The 18,304-nt window shown below is 25.3% G+C and carries 16 protein-coding genes and 1 tRNA gene; 5 read left to right on the top strand and 12 right to left on the bottom strand.

The genetic code is table 11. The features are described 5' to 3' along the window. Positions 1-10: 10 nt before the first annotated feature. From rplI to pgi, 11 genes are all read right to left on the bottom strand, one after another. Positions 11-463, bottom strand: a complete 453-nt coding sequence (gene rplI, locus IX46_RS02810) for a 50S ribosomal protein L9 (protein WP_053940477.1) — start codon at positions 461-463, stop codon at positions 11-13. 47 nt (positions 464-510) lie between these two features. Then, positions 511-738: a 30S ribosomal protein S18 gene (gene rpsR, locus IX46_RS02815; RefSeq protein WP_053940478.1), complete on the bottom strand. Its 228-nt coding sequence runs from the start codon at positions 736-738 to the stop codon at positions 511-513. 103 nt (positions 739-841) lie between these two features. Further along, positions 842-1,183: a 30S ribosomal protein S6 gene (rpsF, locus tag IX46_RS02820; RefSeq protein ID WP_053940479.1), complete on the bottom strand. Its 342-nt coding sequence runs from the start codon at positions 1,181-1,183 to the stop codon at positions 842-844. A gap of 182 nt (positions 1,184-1,365) precedes the next feature. Further along, positions 1,366-3,552 carry a ribonuclease R gene (rnr, locus tag IX46_RS02825; protein WP_053940480.1) on the bottom strand — a complete coding sequence of 729 codons (2,187 nt, stop codon included), beginning with the start codon at positions 3,550-3,552 and terminating at the stop codon, positions 1,366-1,368. A 77-nt stretch (positions 3,553-3,629) separates the two neighbouring features. Next, entirely contained in the window at positions 3,630-4,922 is a 1,293-nt protein-coding gene (locus IX46_RS02830; protein WP_053940481.1) for an adenylosuccinate synthase, read from the bottom strand. Between the two features lie 29 nt (positions 4,923-4,951). Further along, positions 4,952-5,875: a protease modulator HflC gene (hflC, locus tag IX46_RS02835; RefSeq protein WP_053940482.1), complete on the bottom strand. Its 924-nt coding sequence runs from the start codon at positions 5,873-5,875 to the stop codon at positions 4,952-4,954. A 4-nt stretch (positions 5,876-5,879) separates the two neighbouring features. Beyond that, positions 5,880-7,112, bottom strand: coding sequence for an FtsH protease activity modulator HflK (gene hflK / locus IX46_RS02840; protein ID WP_053940483.1), 1,233 nt, complete (start codon positions 7,110-7,112; stop codon positions 5,880-5,882). Between the two features lie 169 nt (positions 7,113-7,281). Further along, positions 7,282-8,190, bottom strand: a complete 909-nt coding sequence (miaA, locus tag IX46_RS02845) for a tRNA (adenosine(37)-N6)-dimethylallyltransferase MiaA (protein WP_053940550.1) — start codon at positions 8,188-8,190, stop codon at positions 7,282-7,284. Positions 8,191-8,985: 795 nt separating this feature from the next. After that, a complete protein-coding gene (locus IX46_RS02850) occupies positions 8,986-10,161 on the bottom strand; it encodes a mannitol-1-phosphate 5-dehydrogenase (RefSeq protein WP_053940484.1) in 1,176 nt (391 codons plus the stop codon). A 19-nt stretch (positions 10,162-10,180) separates the two neighbouring features. Next, the gene (locus tag IX46_RS02855) at positions 10,181-12,067 is read right to left on the bottom strand and encodes a PTS mannitol transporter subunit IICBA (protein ID WP_053940485.1); all 1,887 of its coding nucleotides are present in this window, start codon (positions 12,065-12,067) and stop codon (positions 10,181-10,183) included. 110 nt (positions 12,068-12,177) lie between these two features. Next, complete coding sequence (gene pgi, locus IX46_RS02860) at positions 12,178-13,836, bottom strand: glucose-6-phosphate isomerase (RefSeq protein WP_053940486.1); 1,659 nt, start codon at positions 13,834-13,836, stop codon at positions 12,178-12,180. 164 nt (positions 13,837-14,000) lie between these two features. Here pgi and orn point away from each other — a divergent pair, with 164 nt between their 5' ends. The 3 genes from orn to IX46_RS02875 all read left to right on the top strand — a co-directional run bounded on the left by orn (position 14,001) and on the right by IX46_RS02875 (position 15,658). Continuing rightward, positions 14,001-14,543, top strand: a complete 543-nt coding sequence (gene orn, locus IX46_RS02865; RefSeq protein WP_053940487.1) for an oligoribonuclease — start codon at positions 14,001-14,003, stop codon at positions 14,541-14,543. Positions 14,544-14,652: 109 nt separating this feature from the next. Further along, a tRNA-Gly gene (locus tag IX46_RS02870) sits at positions 14,653-14,725 on the top strand. A 54-nt stretch (positions 14,726-14,779) separates the two neighbouring features. Then, a complete protein-coding gene (locus IX46_RS02875) occupies positions 14,780-15,658 on the top strand; it encodes an N-acetylmuramoyl-L-alanine amidase (RefSeq protein ID WP_082249200.1) in 879 nt (292 codons plus the stop codon). Between the two features lie 94 nt (positions 15,659-15,752). On the opposite strand, the gene rpmE is transcribed toward IX46_RS02875, so the two are convergent. After that, positions 15,753-15,971 (bottom strand): 50S ribosomal protein L31, encoded by a 219-nt coding sequence (rpmE, locus tag IX46_RS02880; protein ID WP_053940488.1) that lies wholly within the window; start codon positions 15,969-15,971, stop codon positions 15,753-15,755. 402 nt (positions 15,972-16,373) lie between these two features. On the opposite strand from rpmE, the gene hslV reads away from it, so the two are divergent. Continuing rightward, positions 16,374-16,904, top strand: coding sequence for an ATP-dependent protease subunit HslV (hslV, locus tag IX46_RS02885; protein ID WP_053940489.1), 531 nt, complete (start codon positions 16,374-16,376; stop codon positions 16,902-16,904). 9 nt (positions 16,905-16,913) lie between these two features. Beyond that, a complete protein-coding gene (hslU, locus tag IX46_RS02890; RefSeq protein ID WP_053940490.1) occupies positions 16,914-18,245 on the top strand; it encodes an HslU--HslV peptidase ATPase subunit in 1,332 nt (443 codons plus the stop codon). Positions 18,246-18,304 lie beyond the last annotated feature (59 nt).

Raw genomic sequence — 18,304 nt, forward strand, 5'->3', positions numbered from 1 at the left:
TAAGAACAAATTATTTTTTTTCGACAATATTTACTATAAAATGTTCACATATTTCGATATGTGGTTGAAACACTACTTGATGCTCTCCTATATAACGTAATACTCCGCGAGGAAGTTTGATTTCTTTTTTATTAATTTTTATTCCGATTTGAGACATTTCTTTAATAATATCTCTTATACCGATAGAACCAAATATTTTGTTTTCTTTTCCAACTTTTGAAAAAATTGTTATAGATTTAATTTGTTTTACTTTTTCGGCTCGAGATTTCGCAATAATTAATTTGCTAATATTTTCTTCTTTTAATTTAACTTGCTGAGCTTTAAAAGATTCAATATTTTTTTTATCAGCTAAAATAGCTTTTCCTTTAGGAATTAAATAATTTCTAGCATAACCTGATTTAACTTTTATAATTTTACCGGATTCACCTAATTTGTTTACTTTGAACAAAAGAATTACTTCCATTATTTATTCTCTTTTAAGTTTTAAAATATAATATAATTCATTTAGTATTAATGATGTTGATCAGTATATGGAAGTAAAGCAAGATATCTTGCTTTTTTAATAGCTCTAGATAACTGACGTTGATATTTAGCTCGAGTTCCAGTAATTCGGCTCGGAACAATTTTACCATTTTCTGTAATATAGTTTTTTAAAATAGAAATATCTTTATAATCTATTTCTTGAATATTTTCCGCAGTAAAGCGGCAAAATTTTCTTCGACGAAAGTAACGTGCCAAAATAAAATACCTTTTCAAATAAAAAATAAAATGATTTTTAAATTTTTTACATTTTAGTAAAAATTATATAAAAATAGCATAAACAAATCGTTTTTAAAAAAAATTATTTTTTTTCTTTTTTATCTTCTTTTGATTTCATTATAGGAGACACTTCATTAATTGATTTTTTCACTGACATAATCATATTTCTAATAATTGCAGTATTATAACGAAAATCTGTTGCAAGCAAATTAATAAATTTAGGATTCACTTCTACATTTATAAGAACATAATGCGCTTTATGTAATTTATTAATAGAATAAGATAATTGTCTTCTTCCCCAATCTTCTAAACGATGTATAATGCCTAAATTATCAAGAATCATTTTTTTATATTTTTCAATTATTGTAGTAATTTTATCACTATAATCAGGATGAACCATAAAAATTATTTCGTAATGACGCACAAATCTGCTCCTTTTGGGTTTTTTATTTTCCTATATTTTAAATAAAAATAAATTTTTTTAAGGAAATAAGGAACTATTATGTAAAAAAACATTTTAAATCTATAATATTTTAATTTGATAATAAAATCAATTAAATTTCATTGTTGTAACCAAAAAAATAAGATGGTTAAAAATAAACTATATTATGTGCACAAAGATAATTCTATTTTTTTTTGATATAAGTTTACAGAAATAACTTTAACTTTTAAAATATCACCAAGACAAAAAGTATTCTTAGTTGTTTTTCCAATAAATTTTAACGAAATAGAGTCAAAATAATAATAATCATCATTTAAATATTCTACACGTACTAATCCGTCAATAAAATATTCATTTAAACGCACAAAAAAACCAAAAGCAGTCACACTTGAAACAACACCAGTAAAAATATCGCCAATTTTTTTTTGCATAAAATCACATTTTAACCAATCCATAACATCTCTAGTCGCTTCATCTGCACGTCTTTCAGACATCGAGCAATGTAATCCAATTTTTTTTATATTATTTTTATTACGCATATTGAAAAACTTATTTTTTTTATTTTTATGTAATTTAAATAATGCATATTTAATTGCTCTATGTAAAAGAATATCAGGATATCTTCTAATAGGCGAAGTAAAATGCACATAACTAGATAAAGATAAACCAAAATGCCCACGATTATCTGGAGAATAAACAGCTTGTTTCATGGATCTTAATAATATAGTTTGAATCATTTCATAATCTGATCGATTTTTAATTTTTTTTAACAAATCTGAATAATGATTAGATTTCGGTATTTCACCACCAGTTAAAGATAGTCCTAATCTATTTAAAATGCGTCGCAAATTTATAACACTATCTTTAGTGGGATAATCATGGTTTCGAAATAGAATTGGATATTGATATTTTTGAATAAATTTAGCTGAAGATATATTTGCTAAAATCATACATGATTCAATAAATTTATGAGCATCATTTCTGACATGTTGATAAATTTTTTTAATTTTCAAATTAGAATCTAAAGTAAATTTAGTTTCAATATTTTCAAAATAAACACCTTGTTCAGACACATTATTTTTTTTTAATATTTTTTGTAACAATAATAAATTTTTAATCTGTTTTAATGATTGATTATATTTTAAACAAAGTTGAACATCATCATTCCAAATTTTAAATATTTCATCATATGTAAAACGACCTTGTGAACATATAACTGCTTCATAATATTTATATGTAATTAATTGTCCTGTATTTGATAAGCTCATTTCACATATTAAACATAGTCGTTCTACATTCGGATTTAAAGAACATAAATCTGTAGATATTTTTTCTGGTAACATAGGCACTACTAATGAAGGAAAATATACAGAATTCCCCCTTTTTAACGCTTCTTGATCTATAGCAGTCCCAGGTTTTATATAGTAACTAACATCTGAAATAGCTACCCATAAATTCCATCCTCCTTCTTTACTATTTTTTTTTTTGCAAAAAATAGCGTCATCAAAGTCACGAGCATCTTCTTCATCAATAGTAAAAAAAGGGAGATTTCTTAAATCTACACGACGTTTTAATTCTTTTTGATCAATTGTATTATTTATATGATGCAATTGATCTTTAACTTTATCAGACCATAGATAAGGAATGGAATAAGTTCGTATTGCAATATCTGTAGCAAGAGCAGTTCCCATCTTTTTATTGCTAAGAATTTCTACTATTGTTCCTTGAACTTTATTTTTTTTATTTAAAAAATTTTTATTTAATTTAACTACAACAATAGATCCTATAGAAAGATGTTTTGTTGAAATCGATGAAACAATAAATATTTTAAAGTTGAATCGGTTATCCTCTGGAATAACAAACTGTATTTTTTTTTCAATGTGATAACGTCCCACAATTAAAACATTGTTTGGTTTTAATATTTTTAATACTTTTGCCGTATTTCTTTTTTTCTTTTCAGGTTGTATAATACGAGCTAAAATAATATCACCATGAATACATAGTTTCATTTGTTCGATGGATAAAAAAAGATCTTCTTTGCACATTTCGCTTCTAAGAAAACCATAACCATCTCTATGACCAATTACTTTTCCTATGACCATATTAATATTTTCTAGCACAACATAATAATGATCGTATGCATATATGATTTGTTTATCTTGTTCCATAGCTTTTAATCTGCGACGAAGTGCTTTTTTATCGTCTTTATTATTAATACTAAATTTTTTTTCTATTTTTTTTCGCTTAATTACATTTTTGCAATTTTTTAAAAAAGATAAAATACGCTCTCGACTAGGAATAGTGTTAATATATTTTTTATAATTATTTTTTTGGTAGGTATCTACTACCATATTTACTTCTCCAATAACATTATTTAAATGCAATATCTATCAAACATTTTATTTCAAATTTATTTTTAAATACACAGTTATAAAAAAGGATGTTTTATTATAATAGTATCATTTCGATCTGGCCCAGTAGAAATTATGTCAATTGGAATTCCAGCGATTTTTTCAATAGATTTTATATAATTTTTAGCAGCAATAGGTAAGTTTTCTATCTTTTTTATGCCTAAAGTTTTTTTCATCCAACCCGGATACTTTTTATATATTGGTTTCATATTTTCTAGTTCATCAAAAGATGCACTAGTATATATTTCCGACGTTTTAATATCTTGATACGCTATACAAATTTTAACTTCTTTTAAATTATCGAACACATCTAATTTTGTTATGCATAACGCAGATAAAGAGTTGATTTTTACAGAATGACGTAAGGCTACAGCGTCTAACCAACCGGTACGTCTTTTCCGACCAGTAGTAGATCCAAATTCATTTCCTTTTTTTGAAAGATACATATCTATATCATCATGAAGTTCAGTAGGAAAAGGACCATTACCTACTCGTGTAGAATAACACTTGGTTACTCCTAAAATATAATCTAAATTTTTTGGACCTATACCTGTTCCAGTAATCACTCCGCCTATAGTACTGTTAGATGAAGTAACATAAGGATAGGTGCCGTGATCAATATCTAATAGACTACCTTGCGCGCCTTCAAAAATAATAATTTTTTTATTTTTAATAGCACTGTTTAATATCATTGTAGTATCTTTAATCATATCATTAATAACATTTTTGGATTTTAACAAATCTTGTAAAATAATCTTATAATCAAATGGTTGAGACTGATAAATAGAAACTAATTGATTATTATAGTAGTCAACTATTTTTTCTAATTTTATAGATAAAGTTTTTTCATTTCTTAAATCACCTACGCGTATAGAACGACGAGCAATTTTATCTTCATATGCAGGTCCAATCCCTCGCCCTGTAGTACCGATTGAATTAGATCCTAATTTTTTTTCACGTGCTATATCTATAGCTATATGAAATGGTAAAATTAAAGAAGCAGAATTAGAAATAAACAGACGTTTTTTAACAAAAAAACGATTTTCTTCTAACATCTTTATTTCTTCAACTAAGTTAGAAAGAGAGATTACAACTCCATTGGAAATTATTCCAATAACATTAGCATGTAATACACCTGATGGCACTAAATGAAGAACAATTTTTTTTTGATTCACTACTAAAGTATGACCAGCATTATGTCCTCCATGATATCTAACTACATAATCACTATTTCTAGATAAATAATCAACTATTTTTCCTTTCCCTTCATCACCCCATTGAGTCCCTAATATTACAATATTTTTTTTCATTTATTTAAAATACCTATTTTGAAATATTTTTAATTAGAAATAATTTGATTCATATATTGAAAAAATTTATTATCAGAACTAATTAAAATTATGTTGTTTTTATTTTTAAAACTGTTTTCATAAGCATGCAGACTACGAATAAATAAATAAAAAGATGAATCTTGTTGAAAATTATCTGAAAATAATTTTGCTACTTTAGCTTCTCCTTCGCCTTTTAATATTAAAGCATTTTTTCTTGCTTCCGATAATATCATAGATACTTTATAATCGGCGGTTGCTCGTAACTTTTCTGCTTTTTCCTGCCCTTGTGAACGTTGACTTCTAGCAACAGCTTCTCGCTCTGCTCGCATTCTGTTATATATAGCTTCAGATACTTCAGCAGGCAAATTAATTTGCTTGATACGAACATCAACAACTTCAATTCCTAAAGCATTCATACTATTAATATTTATTTCAGATATATTTTTTGGATTAACTGTCCCCTTATTTAGAGATTTTAATACATCTAATGTTAGTTTTCCTCTAGAATCAGTGACAATTTCTTTTACATTTAAACATCCTATTTCAGAGCGTAATCGATCGCTAAACTTTCTTTTAAGTAACACTTCAGCTTGAAAAGTATCTCCGTTTCCAGTAGCCAAGTAATAACGACTAAAATCGTTAATACGCCATTTTATATACGAATCTACAATAAGATCTTTTTTTTCTTTTGTGACAAAACGATCTGCTTGATTATCCATAGTATGAATACGAGCATCTAACATTTTAACAGTTTCTAAAAATGGAATTTTAAAATGCAACCCAGGATTGTACACTAATGCTTTTTGATTATTATTTTTTAAAACTTTTCCAAATTGTAATACGATGCCACGTTCCCCTTCCTTAACAATAAACAATGCAGAAGAAAATAAAAGAAGAAAAACGCTTGATAAACAAATTAGTAATTTATTCATACAATCATTCTCTCTCTGTATTTTTGATATCGTTTAGTATTGAACTAGCACGTGGTTGTTTTAAAAAATTACTAGAAGATAATAAAGACAAATCATTAATATCTTGGTCTTTTTTTGAAAAATTATATTTATTTTTTATGGGTTTAGTAGTATTTAAAAATGGTTTATTATTATCTTGTTTATTATTGATAAAATTGTTTAAAGACAGAAACAATGTTGCATCACTACTTTTATCAATGAAAATTTTTTTAGTATGACCTAATATTTTTTCCATAGATTCTATATAAATCCTTTTAAGAGTAATTTCTTTAGCTTTTTTATACTCTGGTAAAATTTTTAAAAATCGAATAATTTCACCCTGAGCTTCTAAAATTATACGTGAAGAATATGCTTTCGCTTCTTCTAAAATACGCTGAGCTTTTCCATGAGCTTTCGGTTGAACTTCGTTTGCATACGATTCAGCTTCACGCACATATTGTTCTCGATTTTCACGAGCTGCAATTGCATCATCAAAAGCAGATTTTACTTCTTCAGGAGGCCTTGCTGTTTGAAAATTAACATCTAATACAGTTAATCCCATGTGATACGGTTGAATAGTTTCTTCAATTTCTTTTTGTGTATCATACCTGACTAAAGTTCGTCCTTCAGTTAAAATACGGTCCATAGTAGAACGTCCGACAACGCCACGTAAAGCACTATCAGTTGCCTGTCTTAAACTATCATCTGGGTATGCAACAGAAAAAAGATAATTCGAAGGGTTAGTAATTTTATATTGCACGTTCATTTCGACACGTACTACATTTTCATCTGAAGTTAACATTGTACCTGACGTAGCTAATTCACGGACTGTTTCGACATTTACTGTTTGTACATTATTAATAAAAACTGGTCTCCAATTTAACCCTGGTTCAACTAAATGACTAAATTTCCCAAAATGAGTCACTACTCCACGTTCAGCTTCTTTAATAGTATAAAATCCACTAGCAAACCAGACAAAAAAAGCTATAAGGATCAATATTAAAACAGGATGAATTTTCTTTTTTAATAAATTTTTAGAATTGTTTGTATGATGAATTATATTATTAAAATTACATAAAAATTTTTTAAAATTGATTGAAATTTTTTTTTCATGAATTTTCTTTTGATCTTTTTTTTCAGAACAATCTCTTTCTGAATTATTTTTTTTTCCCCATGGATCTAGTTTAAGTTGATAATTATTTTTTTTATTCCAGGCCATTTTATGCCTCATTTATTAGTTTTAATACCATATCATATACTTTGAAAAAATTAAAAATAATATATCTTATATTTTAAGATATGAAAACTGTATTTTTTTACAATTTTTTAAGAATTAATTAATATAAAATGCTTTAATAAAGTAGAAAACAAAATTTTACATTTTAAAATTAGATATCTAGCTTATATTTTTTAAAAATTTTTAACATTTGTTTCAAAATAATATCTGGTTGAGAACTAATCAAAAAATAAATATTTTTCCATTTTTTTAGCCAAGTTAATTGATTTTTAGCTAATTTTCTGGTTGAAAAAACAATTTTTGAAAACATTTCTTCATAATTAGTTTTATGTTCAAGATATTCCCACATTTGCCTATATCCTATACATCGTATAGATGGTAACTCTTTATTTAAATCACCTCTAAAAAATAAGCTTTCTACTTCTTTTTGAAAACCCAAAACAAACATTTTTTTTACACGGATCTCAATTTTTTTATACAACCATTCTTTACTTTTAGGTAAGATCGAAAATTGAATTATATTATATGGTAATTTGTTTAATCTGTTATTTTTCAAAGATGTTAGTGTTTTTCCAGAAATATAAAATATCTCTAATGCTCTTAACAATCTTTGATAATCATTTTTATGAATATTATTGGCAGATATAGGATCTATTATATTTAACTGTTCATACAAGAAATATTGATTATATTTTACTTTATTCAATAAATATTTGCGAATTTCAAAATTAGCAGGAGGAAGGTTAGATAAACCATATAGTAATACATGATAATAGAGCATTGTTCCACCAACAAGCAACGGTATTCTTCCTAATCCTAAAATATTTTCAATCTCCTGATAAGCATCTTTTCTAAATTCAGCAACTGAATAAACTTCAGCAGGATCTTTAATGTTTAACAAACGATGTGGATGCATCTGTAAGTCTAAATGATTTGGTTTATCTGTTCCAATATCCATATCACGATAAATTAAAGCAGAATCTACACTAATTATTTCTATTGGCAAATATTTTCTAAGATATATAGCAATTTTACTTTTTCCACATCCAGTCAAACCCATTAAAAACAAAATAATTGGTTTTTTTGGTGTCAAAATTTTTATATTTCTAATACACATAATATTTTATCAATATTTATTCTATCTAATAATTATAAAATAGGTTTTATATTTATAAAAAATTTTATTTGTTTAAATAAAAATTTATATAAAATTTATTTACTCTTATTATTGAGTTGATTTGAAAATTTTTTTAATATCTAATTAATTTAAAAAAATGAATAACATTTAATTTACATGAAAAAAACCTAATTTTAAAACTATAAAAAATTTTTAAATTTAAAAAAAATCATTAAAAAATTAAAAATCTCAATTTAAAAATTATATTGATTTATTAAAAATGGTTTTAAAAGATTAACTTGTCAATATAATTTTTGATTTTTTTAGGCATTATAATTAATTTGTAAAATAAAATATTTAAATTAAAACTAAATTAATGCATTTATTAAATTGTATTGGATTAATATCACAAAACTGGTTGATTTTAAAAATATTCAAAAACAACGATATATTACAAATTAAATATTTTATTATAAATTTAATTTGTATAAAATAAAGCATAAATTGTAGCAATCTTTGCATGTAATTCTTTATTAAGTATCTTCTATGTAATATTTTTAAAAGAGAAATTGCACTTACATTAAAAAACACTTGGTCGTCAAAAATTTTGATATTCAATCACGAAATACTAGTATTGAAAAATGTAAATAAGAAAATCTTTTTCGAATTTTTTTAATAAGAAACAAATAAGATAACTTTTTTATTTGATCACAAAATAATCAAAATGATAAAATTGCATTATATAACTCTTTTCAAAAAGAAATCATGCATTACAACATATTCAGCAGCAATCAAATTCATTTCTGGGCTATCTACTTTTAAATTAGAAATTTGACTTAATGTTTTTTTTATTCCATAATTTCTTATTAAATTACTAATTTGAATTGATTCTACATCATTTTTATTTCTATAATATAAAGCCGATACAATACCTTTGATTAGATTATCATATAAAAAATTGTATTGTTTTGCTAATAAAAAAGGTTTTATTAAACGTTCATCTTGTCGTAATTTTTGTAACGGATTTCTAGCAATACGTTCAATTTTATCTAATAAAAAAGGATTTTGGAAACGAATTAAAATTTTATCAATATAAGAAAAATGACTGTTTCTATTGAAGCTATATTTTTTAATTAACGCTAACCCACTTTCTTTCATTGCGCCTTTTACAATTTTTTGTATATCATTATCTTGAATGCTTTCGTATATAGTTTTATATTTTCTCATCCAACCTAAATATGCTGTTATAACATGTCCTGTATTCAATGTTAATATTTTTCTATCTATAAAAGATTGTAAATCATCACTAACTGTCATGTTAATAATTTTAGGTATAATGCCTTTAAATTGCTTTTTACAAACAATCCATTCTTGAAAATCTTCAGCGATTAAAGATAAGATATTTTTTTCAAAAGAAAATGTTGATGGTATAATCGTATCAATACTGCAGTCAACAAAGCCGACGTATTTATTTAAATATGTATGATATTTGATAGAAATTTTTTTAAAAATAATCGATTTTAAATGAGAGCTCGCTTGAGTTTTATTTTCGCAAGCAATAATGTTTAATGGAATTTTAGATTTTAACTTAATTTTTAGAAGAATTCCTTGAGCTAAAATAATTGCAATATTATCGAGAGAAGATGCTCCAACAGCAGTTGTAATTAAATTCGCATCAGATATAATATTCAATAAATTAGGATGTTTTAAATGAATTGCATGAAAATTATTAATGCTAATTATTTCTTCGTAATTATATCCAACTAATTTAACTGTATATTTTTTATAATGATTTAGTGCGTCTATTATATTCTGATTAATATCAGTAAATGTAAGATGAAAACCAGACTGAAATATTGATTTACCAATAAATCCCCGACCAATGTTACCAGCTCCAATATGTAAAACGTTCATACAAAATCCTAATTGATTTTTAAATATTTAAATACGATAAAACATCTTGAATATTTTTTGTTTTAGATAATTTCATAATAATATTTCGGTCATCTAATGCATTTGTAATTTGACTCACTACCATAATATGTTCATTATTTTTAGCTGCGACTCCAATTACAAGATAAGCTATATCATCAAAATTCTCTCCAAAACGTACGCCATCTGGAAATTGGCAAAAAACTATTCCAGTTTTTAAAATAGTGTCTTTCGCTTCTACAGTCCCATGGGGCAAGGCAACATGTTCGCCTAACCAAGTTGATGTCATTTGTTCTCGTTTTAACATTGAGTTAATATAATCATTTTTTACGTAACCTTGGTCTACTAAATGCTTGCCAACTATTTTAATCGCTTGTTCTTTATTGGAAGCAAATTGATTAAGAAAAATATTTTTCTCATTTAATTGAAATAATTTTTGAGGCTGATCTTGTTTATTCAAAATATTTATTTTATTTATATCTATTTGATGATGAAAATTTTTATTCTTAATCAATTGATGTATTAAAGAATCATAAAAAACATTGTCAAGAAAATTAATTAAAGATATATGTTTAGCATTAGGAGCATATTTTTTAGCGCGAGAAGTTAAATTTTTATGTGTAATAACCATATCAGCATTATTCGGTATACAATGAACAGATGTATTAGATATAGATATGTGCATTAAATTTTTTTCTGTTATTTTTTTTCGAAGTATACTTGCACCTATTGCGCTAGATCCCATACCAGCATCACAAGCCACTACAATAGTCTTAATATTTTGAAAAAAACAATCTGATTTATCACTTCGATTACTTAATACTTTTTCATTAACTGTTTGATTAGATAAATGAACAAATTTTTTCTTTTTATTATCAATAAATTTCAATAATACAATAGAAGTTAAAAAAGAAACAACAAAAGAAGAAAAAACAGAAAACATATTAATAGAATAAAAATTTTTTTTTGTCATTGCTAAAATCGATAAAATAGATCCTGGTGAAACAGCTCCAATTAATCCGCCATGAAAAAAAACAAGTATAAAAATATTCGTCATACTTCCTAAAATAAGAGATAGTAAAAATTTTGGATTAGTCAAAACATAAGGAAAATAAACTTCATGAACACCTCCGAAAAAGTGAATGATAGAGGCTCCTCCAGCTGATTTATAAAACTTTCCTTTTCCAAGAAAAAAGCATGCTAGTAACACTCCTAATCCTGGTCCAGGATTAGTTTCTATTAAAAAAAATATAGAATTTTTGTTTTCGAGTATATCTTGAAAACCCAATGGAGAAAAAACTCCATGATTAATTGCATTATTTAAAAAAAATATTTTAGCGGGTTCAATTATAATAGCTACAAGAGGCAATAAATGGTAACGTATGATAGTTTTTAACAAATAACCTATAGAATTCGACATATATTCTATACAAGGTCCAATAAAAAAAAATGAAACAATTGTTAAAAGTATTCCAATTACTGCAATAGAAAAATTGTTAACTAACATTTCAAATCCATTTTTTATTTTATCTTTTATTAAAATATCAAAATGTTTAACAATCCATCCACTGAATATCCCTGAAACCATTCCACCTAGTAACATAGGTATTTTTGTACTAATAATCATACCAATAATCGCAACACTTCCAACTATACCTCCTCTCTCTCCGCCGATTAATCGGCCTCCTGTATATCCAATAAGAATAGGTAATAAATAAAATATCATAGGTGAAATTAATTCTGCCAAAATTTTATTTGGGCACCAACCTAACGGCATAAAAAAAACATTCATAATACCCCATATAATAAAAACGCTTATATTAGGCATCATGATATTACTCAAAAATTGACCAAAACTTTGAATTTTAAATTTAATTAATTGAAACATATTTATTGCTCGTAATCTAGAAAACACATTAGTGTTAAATAATAATAAAAATCAAATAATGCACTATTATTTAGTCAAAACCTTCAATTCTTTTAAATACTAAAAATATTCTATTTATAAAAAAATTTATAAAAATTTATTAAACCTTTCGTAGAAGAATCGAAACATTTACTGTTTTCTATAGTAGAAAAATTTTTATAAATATTTTTAGCTAAATTTTTTCCTAATTCCACACCCCATTGATCGAAACTAAAAATATTTAACAAATGACCTTGAACAAAAATTTTATGTTCATATAGAGCAATTAAAAAACCTAAATTATAAGGTGTAATTTTGCGTATTAAAATAGAATTTGTTGGTTGATTTCCTACGCATTGCTTGAATAAAGATTTTTTGTCTGTTTTATTTAAATCTTTTTTATTCTCTTTAAAAAAATATGAATCTTGCAAAAAAGATATTTCCGAATTTCCAAAAGCTAGTGCTTTAGTTTGAGCAAGAAAATTAGATATTAATTTAATATGATGTTCTTTTAGATGAGTATGTGAAATAACAGGAGCAATAAAATCACTTGGAATTAATTTAGTACCTTGATGTATTAATTGAAAAAAAGCATGTTGTCCATTAGTTCCTGGCTCCCCCCAAATAATAGGACCTGTCTGATAAGATATTTTTTTACCGTTTTTATCAACTGATTTACCATTAGATTCCATATTAACCTGCTGAAAATAAGCCGCAAATCGATGCATGTATTGGTCATATGAAAATATCGCTTCTGTTTGAGTATTAAAAAAATTTGTATACCAAATACTAATCAGCGCTAATATTATTGGTATGTTTTTTTCATATTCTGCATTATAAAAGTGATTATCCATAGCATAAGCACCATTTAAAAACTTTTCAAAATTACTAAATCCAATAGATAAAATAATAGATAATCCTGCAGAAGACCATAATGAAAAACGACCGCCAACCCAATCCCAAAACTGAAAAATATTTTCAATATTAATACCAAAATCTAATGCATTTTGTATATTAGCTGACAATGCAAAAAAATGCTTATCTAAAGCAGATTTTTTTTTTATGTTTTTTAAAAACCATATTTTTACACTATTTGCATTGGTGATTGTTTCGTCTGTAGTAAATGTTTTAGAAGCTATCAAAAAAATTGTAGTTTCAGGATTAATTTTTTTTAAAACTTCAAATAAATGAGTACCATCTATATTTGAAACATAATGTATCTTTAAATGATTTTTATATGGACGTAAGGCTTCTGTAACCATATAAGGACCCAAATCGGAACCTCCAATTCCTATGTTGACAACATCTGAAATAGATTTTCCAGTATATCCTTTCCATTCTCCAGTAATAACTTGTTCTGAAAAATCTTTCATTTTTTTCAATACGTGATTTATTTCAAGCATAACATTCGTGTTATCTACAAAAATCGGTGAATTACGTCTGTTTCGCAAAGCAACATGTAATACAGGACGATTTTCTGTTTCATTGATTTTTTTTCCGGAAAACATCAATTGAATTGCTTTTTTAATATCCATTTCTTTTGCTAAATTTAATAGATATTTTAAAGTATTTTGAGTAATAAAATTCTTTGAAAAATCAACTAACATTTCGTTTTCAAAAAAAATAGAAAATTTTTTAAATCGATTATTATCTGATAGAAAAAGATCTTTCAAATTTACATTTTTCATTATATGAAAATGATTTTTTAAAATTTTCCAAGATCTAGTTTGAATCGGATTAATATATTTCATTAAACTTTAACCTCTTGATAATTTTATATTAAAATAATTATAAATAATATTTTTAATTTTTAATATCTATTAAAAACAAAAATATTAGATTTTAAAAAAATTCATATTTTCACATTAAAAATATTATATAATATAATATATTAAACACATCAAATAAAAAAATTATGAAATTAAATAATAAAAATTTGATTTGGATTGATTTAGAAATGACAGGTTTAAATTCTAAAATCCATCGCATTATTGAAATAGCAACTCTGATTACAGACATACAACTTAATATCCTTGCACAAGGACCAGTTATTGCTATTAATCAAAAAGAAAAATATATGTCACTTATGAATGAATGGAATAAACAAAATCATATCAACACTGGTTTAGTTGAAAAAGTAAAAAAAAGCACTTATAATGAATCTCAAGCAGAACTCAAAACTATATCTTTTTTAGAGAAATGGGTTTCTTCAAAATCATCTCCGATGTGTGGAAACAGTATTTATCAAGATCGAATATTTTTAAATCAGCACATGCCAAAATTAGAAAAATATTTTCATTATCGCTCTATAGACGTTAGCACTGTTAAGGAATTAGTATCTCGGTGGTACCCTAAAATAAAAAAGTTTAAAAAGAAAAAACATCACAATGCATTAGATGATATAAAAGAATCAGTTTTAGAGTTACGTTTTTATAAAAATATTTGTTTTAACGCTTAAACTAAGTAGTTAAATAAAAAACATATAAATTAATTTTTTAAAAGTAAAGCTTGATTAATAATTTTTATCTATATAAAATATACAGAATATTAAATAATTATTTTACTCTGCGGGAATAGCTCAGTTGGTAGAGCACAACCTTGCCAAGGTTGGGGTCGCGAGTTCAAATCTCGTTTCCCGCTAAAAAACATACAAAAAGTAAAAATAATAAATAGCTAAAGAATTAAGGAAAGTTTATGATTTTTTATTGTTCTTTCAAATGGATAATTTTAGCTTTTTTATTAATTATTTCTCAAATAAAATTCAAAAAAAATATTGAAAAAAAAAATATTAATCAAATAATATTTGCAAAAGAAATAAATCATTATCAAAAAAAAAAAAACGTCAATAAACAAAAAAAAATTGTCATATTAATAGACCCAGGACATGGTGGGCAAGATCCAGGATCAATTGGGCATAAAGGCCTTAAAGAAAAAGAAATCACCTTAAAAATTGCTATCAAGCTCAAAGAGTTATTGGACAGCAATAAATTTTTTCAAGCGGTTTTAACTCGTAATAACGACTCTTATTTGTCTTTAAAAAAACGAAAAAATTTTTTAAAAAATCGAGAAGTAAGTTTATTACTATCTATTCATGTAGATTCTGCACAACAATCATACGTATCAGGAACATCGATTTGGATTGTCTCAAACAACCGAATACATCGTGAAATTAACAGCTTTATAAATAATAAAGAAGAAAACATTTATTTTTCCAAAAATATTGAAAATACCTTTAAGAGCAATCAAAACGATATATATTTAAAAAAAACTATTCTTGATTTACAATGTCATTGTTTTCAATCTATAGGAACTGATTTATCAAAATATATATTTCAAGAATTTAAAAAAATCGTTAAAGTTAAAAAAATACAACCAAACTATGCTAGTCTAGGGATATTAAGCTCTATTAACACACCATCTATTTTAATTGAAACTGGATTCATTACAAATTTCGAAGAAGAAAGAAAATTAAAAACTATTTCCTATCAAAAAAAAGTTGCTAATGCTATTTATATTTCATTAAAAAATTATTTCCAAAATAAATATATATCGAATTTTAAAAATATTGATTAAAATTTTTTCAATTTAATGTTTTTAAGCATCAAAATACCATTTAAGATGCTTAAAATTAAAAATTTTTTTAAATTAAAAATAAAAAATGATCATGTTATGATGTTTCTGATTTAGTCATTTTAAAACGCTTTTTAAATCTTTCAACACGTCCTCCAGTATCGATGATTCTTTGTTTTCCAGTATAAAATGGGTGACATTTAGAGCATATATCTAAATTTAGATTGTGATTAATAGTTGAAAAAAATTCAATTGTATTACCACATGAACAAATAGCTTTTATTTGAGAATAATAAGGATGTATTTTTTTTTTCATAAGAAATTTTCCTTAAATCATTAAAAATGTTTTATTCTATTATACAATTATTATTACATTAATTATCAATTTTTCAGAAAAAAATAAAAATGTATCAAAATCAAAATAAAATTAGTTCAATGTATTTTAAAAAAAAAAAAAATTAAATTTAATAAATATAATTTGTTTACTATCTTATTAATCATAATTATTTTTTTAACTTTATTTAATATATTTTCAAAGAAAAAAAATGAAACACATAAACAAGCGTTCATTCAAAAAAAAGAAGATGAAAACATACTACCTGCTAAACCAAAAGAAAGATGGAAATATATTAAAAAATTAGAGAACTTATAAAATCAATGCTTTTAAAATATATTTATTTATTTTCAAATAAAAACGTTACTTTTAAGAGGCTTTCTTGTGACCACAATATTAAGTGTAAGATTAAAAAATAAGGTAGTAATCGGAGGTGATGGGCAGGCAACTTTAGGCAATACTATTATGAAAAGTAATGTCAAAAAAATTAGAACTCTATATCATGAAAAAGTAATTGCTGGTTTCGCAGGAGGTACCGCAGATGCTTTTACGCTATTTGATATGTTCGAAAAAAAATTATCTATGTATCAAGGTCAATTGCAGCGATCAGCTATTGAATTAGCAAGAGACTGGAGATCTGATAAAATGCTTAGAAAATTAGAAGCATTATTAGCGGTTGCTGATAAAAGTAGTTCATTAATTATTACTGGAAATGGAGATGTAATACAACCTGAAGATGATTTAATTGCCATCGGATCGGGAGGATCTTATGCTCAATCAGCTGCTCGTGCATTAATAGAAAATACTAATCTTAATGCTAAAAAAATTGTAGAAAAGTCACTAAAAATTGCTGCAAATATTTGCATATATACAAATCACATTTTTACTATAAAAGAATTAGTTTCAGAAAAATAAGGACTGTATATGCCTGAAATGACTCCTCTTCAAATTGTTTCTGAACTTGACAAATTTATTATAGGTCAAGAAAAAGCCAAAAAAGCTGTATCTATTGCATTGAGAAATCGTTGGCGCAGAATGCAATTAAGTGATGAACTAAGACAAGAAATCACACCTAAAAACATTTTAATGATCGGACCTACTGGAGTTGGAAAAACAGAAATTGCTAGAAGATTGGCAAAGTTAGCTAATTCTCCATTTATCAAAGTAGAAGCGACTAAATTTACAGAAGTAGGATATGTAGGAAAAGAAGTAGATTCAATTATTCGAGACTTAACAGATGCAGCTATAAAAATAATTAAAATTAAAAATATTGAAAAAAATAAAGCTAAAGTAGAAGAAATCGTCGAAGAAAGAATACTTGACATTTTAGTTCCAAGACCAAAAAGTAATTGGAAAGAAAACGAAAATAATGAAAGTCTCATAAACACTCTACAAATATTTCGAAAAAAATTAAGAGAAGGTGTTCTTGATGATAAAGAAATTGAAATTAATTTATTATCCAGCAATATGGGTGTTGAAATCATGGCCCCCCCGGGCATGGAAGAATTAACAAGTCAATTACAATCTTTATTTCAAAATTTAAGTGGTCATAAAAAAAACACAAGAAGATTAAAAATTAAAGATGCGATTCTATTGTTAAAAGAAGAGGAGGCTTCAAAATTAGTTAATTTAGAAGATATTAAAAAAGAAGCTATTAACGCAGTAGAGCAAAATGGAATAGTATTTATCGATGAAATTGATAAAATATGTAGACGTAGCGATATATCTGGACCAGATGTTTCAAGAGAAGGAGTTCAAAGAGATTTACTTCCATTAATTGAAGGCTGTACTGTATCCACTAAATACGGAATGGTAAAAACAGATCATATTTTGTTTATTACATCTGGCGCTTTTCAAACATCAACACCTTCTGATTTAATACCGGAGCTGCAAGGTAGGCTGCCGATTAAAGTAGAACTAAATGCATTAACAATAGATGATTTTGAAAAAATACTTACTGAACCAACTGCTTCAATTACAACTCAATATAAAGCTTTAATGAAAACAGAAGGAGTATATATAAATTTTACAAAATCAGGTATTAGACATATTGCAGAAGCAGCGTGGCGAGTTAATGAGTCAATGGAAAATATAGGAGCCCGAAGATTACATACTATCTTAGAAAAGTTAATGGAAGATATTTCTTTTAATGCTAATAATATTAGCGGTCAAACAATTGCAATAGATGAAAAATATGTTGGTAAGCACTTAAATAAATTAATATCTAATGAAGATATTAGCCGTTTTATTTTATAAAAAAATTAAAATATTTATCCATTAAACAATTATTTAAAATGGATGAATATTTTTTTTAT

The organism is Buchnera aphidicola (Aphis glycines), from assembly GCF_001280225.1.
GTDB classification, from domain to species: Bacteria; Pseudomonadota; Gammaproteobacteria; order Enterobacterales; family Enterobacteriaceae; genus Buchnera; species Buchnera aphidicola_E.

Excerpts from the sequence above, each read along its gene's own strand:
- rplI (WP_053940477.1), bottom strand. The coding sequence starts at position 463 with ATGGAAGTAATTCTTTTGTTCAAAGTAAACAAATTAGGTGAATCCGGT.
- rnr (WP_053940480.1), bottom strand. The coding sequence starts at position 3,552 with ATGGTAGTAGATACCTACCAAAAAAATAATTATAAAAAATATATTAAC.
- IX46_RS02830 (WP_053940481.1), bottom strand. The coding sequence starts at position 4,922 with ATGAAAAAAAATATTGTAATATTAGGGACTCAATGGGGTGATGAAGGG.
- hflC (WP_053940482.1), bottom strand. The coding sequence starts at position 5,875 with ATGAATAAATTACTAATTTGTTTATCAAGCGTTTTTCTTCTTTTATTT.
- hflK (WP_053940483.1), bottom strand. The coding sequence starts at position 7,112 with ATGGCCTGGAATAAAAAAAATAATTATCAACTTAAACTAGATCCATGG.
- miaA (WP_053940550.1), bottom strand. The coding sequence starts at position 8,190 with ATGGGTTTGACTGGATGTGGAAAAAGTAAAATTGCTATATATCTTAGA.
- IX46_RS02850 (WP_053940484.1), bottom strand. The coding sequence starts at position 10,161 with ATGAACGTTTTACATATTGGAGCTGGTAACATTGGTCGGGGATTTATT.
- IX46_RS02855 (WP_053940485.1), bottom strand. The coding sequence starts at position 12,067 with ATGTTTCAATTAATTAAATTTAAAATTCAAAGTTTTGGTCAATTTTTG.
- pgi (WP_053940486.1), bottom strand. The coding sequence starts at position 13,836 with ATGAAATATATTAATCCGATTCAAACTAGATCTTGGAAAATTTTAAAA.
- orn (WP_053940487.1), top strand. The coding sequence starts at position 14,001 with ATGAAATTAAATAATAAAAATTTGATTTGGATTGATTTAGAAATGACA.
- IX46_RS02875 (WP_082249200.1), top strand. The coding sequence starts at position 14,780 with ATGATTTTTTATTGTTCTTTCAAATGGATAATTTTAGCTTTTTTATTA.
- rpmE (WP_053940488.1), bottom strand. The coding sequence starts at position 15,971 with ATGAAAAAAAAAATACATCCTTATTATTCTCAAATAAAAGCTATTTGT.
- hslU (WP_053940490.1), top strand. The coding sequence starts at position 16,914 with ATGCCTGAAATGACTCCTCTTCAAATTGTTTCTGAACTTGACAAATTT.